Here is a 2,341-nt window from a genome sequence, read left to right as displayed (position 1 = left end):
ACCGGCCGCTTCTTCTGCGAACCCACGACACAGTCCTGACCGGCAGAGGGACGGGAAGACCTGCCAGCCCAACCCTCTCACCCAGACACGAAACATGCCAGGACTAAGCGGCGACAGTCTACTAGTCCTGTCTTCCGCACATGGGATTTCGATGCGTTGACCGGCGTGGTTTCTGATCAAGGTGGCTGGGTCGGGTCGACACCGAGGACGGTGAGGAGGTGCTGGTGCAGCGCCGAGGGGCGGGGGATGTAGGCGGGCTGCTCACCCTGGGCGGGCACGAGGCGCAGCCTGCTCAGCGCGCCGAGGACCAGTGCTCCGGTGGGGCGGGCGGGACGACCGGCGTAGAGGCCGGGGATCTTCCCGTCGGGGCCGGTGCCGAGCCGTGCTTGGCGTTCGACCAGGCAGAAGATGAGCAGGGCCAGGCAGATGACGTGGATGAGGGCGTGGATCCGCTGGTTGGAGTGCAGGAACATCGGGGCAACCGCGAGCGGGCCCTTGAACGCGCCGTAGCGACGTTCGACGACTTCCTGGCCTTTGTAGCGGGCGAGGATCTCGCCGGGGCCGACATCGTCAGGCAGGTTGGTCAGCAGGGCGTACCAGCCGTCGGTGGCGGCCTCGGCGTCGAGGGTGGCGGAGTCGAAGTGCCAGGTCAGGGCCGGTTTCCCGGTGTCCGGGTCGATGCTGGTGGTGGCGACCAGGTAGCGGGTGACGCGGTGTCTGGTCGCCAGGAGGGTCAGACGGGCCTGCACCGCGGCTTCGGTGCGGTAGAGGTGGTGGCTGCCCGCGGCGCGGGTGAGGGTGTCGAGGTCGGCGCGGGCGCGGCCGAGTTTCAGCGCGCGGGCGGCTTTCGCGGCCTGGTCGTTCGCCGACGACCAGACGAACACCGTGCGCACGGTGACCGGCGGGTCTTTCTTGCGGGGCCCGCGCAGGGTGGTCACGCCTTCCCGGACGCGGTAAGCAGCCCGCTGGTGGAAGGGTTTGTCCTGGTCACGGGCCGCGACGTAGTCGACGAGGGTCGCGGTGGCCCAGTCCTGGGTGGCCAGGACCTGGGTGGGCACGACCGTTTTCGGTGCCGGGGCGAGGAACGTGACCCCGGGAGCGGACGTCAACGCGGTCAGATTCGCGTAGGAGACGAGTTTGCTGTCGCCGACCAGCAGGAACTGTCGGGGGCCGGCGAGTCCGGCCAGGGCGCGCATCGCACCGGTGACCTGGGAGATCTCACCGGCACCGCCGTCGTAGGCGCGGTGGATCAGCGGGATCCCGCCGTCACCGGTGACCGCGAGCCCGGTCTGGACCTGTTTGAGGTCGGGCCGGCGGTCCTTCGGGTGGCCATATCTCGGGGTCGCGTAGTCCTCATCGGCCTCGGGATAGGCGCCGTGCAGCGAGATCGACGTCATGTCCCAGTGGACGCGAGAGATATCCAGGTCGAACGCGGCGATCGCCGCGGCACCGACCGAACCGACCATGGCCTCACAGACCGGGGCGAGCGCGTCAAGCGCCCGACCGACCCGGTCGTCGTTCAACACGTCCGGCGCGATACCGAACATCTCCTCGACCGCCCAGTCCCGTGCCCACCGTTCGACGTGCAGCAGCGGGGTCGGCGAGGTCAGCCGATTCGCGACCAGCGCGGCGATCACCTCACCGTGGGTGGCCCGGTTGACCTTGTCACGCATCGGAGCGAGCCGATCGATCGTGCCCGCGACATCGAGGCGGGCCAGGTAGTCACGCACGACGGGCAGCGCACCGAGCGGCTTCTCGACGCTCGGTGGCCCGTAGTTCATCGCGACCGACACAGCCATGAACAGTCCCAGGCCCGCCACTACCGATCGCGATCGTCCCGACGTGATCCGAACAAGAGATCACGTAGCTGTCTCACCACACGCACGTGCGGAAGACAGGTCTAGTCGGTGGGAGGCCGTAACCGTCAGCGGACCACGGTCTGGAGGGCGCCCACCTGGTGGTCGGCCGGGAAGACACTGGTGGCCAGGGGGCCTTCGACAAGCGCACGGTTCGCCAGGGTGATCGGCTGGACACCGTTCTCGTCGGCCCCGCCGACCCAGAACAGGACGCGCTCCGCGCCGGGCAGGTCGGCGTTGGTCGTGATGAAGAGGTAGGCGCTGACGTTGCCGTGCATCAGTTCGTAGCCGACCGACGCGCCGGTGTGGAGATTGAGGAAGACCATCCGGCCGCCGATCGTGGTCCGGAAGACACCGGCGCCCAGGGCTCCGTCAAAGTCCCTTTTCGCTGATCAGGCCGATGATCTGGAGGACGCGCTCGGGTCTGCGGGCGGTGGCCCGCAGGGCGGGGGCGATGCTCTTGTGCCCGGCCAGGCGTAGTGCGC

General features: G+C 68.9%; 2 protein-coding genes. Both read right to left on the bottom strand.

Annotated features, from left to right (window positions below):
- Window positions 1–176 precede the first annotated feature (176 nt).
- Complete coding sequence (locus tag AB1460_RS36945; RefSeq protein ID WP_368967176.1) at window positions 177–1,799, bottom strand: IS1634 family transposase; 1,623 nt, start codon at window positions 1,797–1,799, stop codon at window positions 177–179.
- A gap of 125 nt (window positions 1,800–1,924) precedes the next feature.
- A complete protein-coding gene (locus tag AB1460_RS36940; RefSeq protein ID WP_368967174.1) occupies window positions 1,925–2,182 on the bottom strand; it encodes a hypothetical protein in 258 nt (85 codons plus the stop codon).
- Window positions 2,183–2,341 lie beyond the last annotated feature (159 nt).

Origin of the sequence: Parafrankia sp. FMc2 (genome assembly GCF_041008525.1) — a bacterium.
GTDB lineage: Bacteria > Actinomycetota > Actinomycetes > Frankiales > Frankiaceae > Parafrankia.
This window is presented reverse-complemented; position numbering and strand designations above follow the sequence as displayed.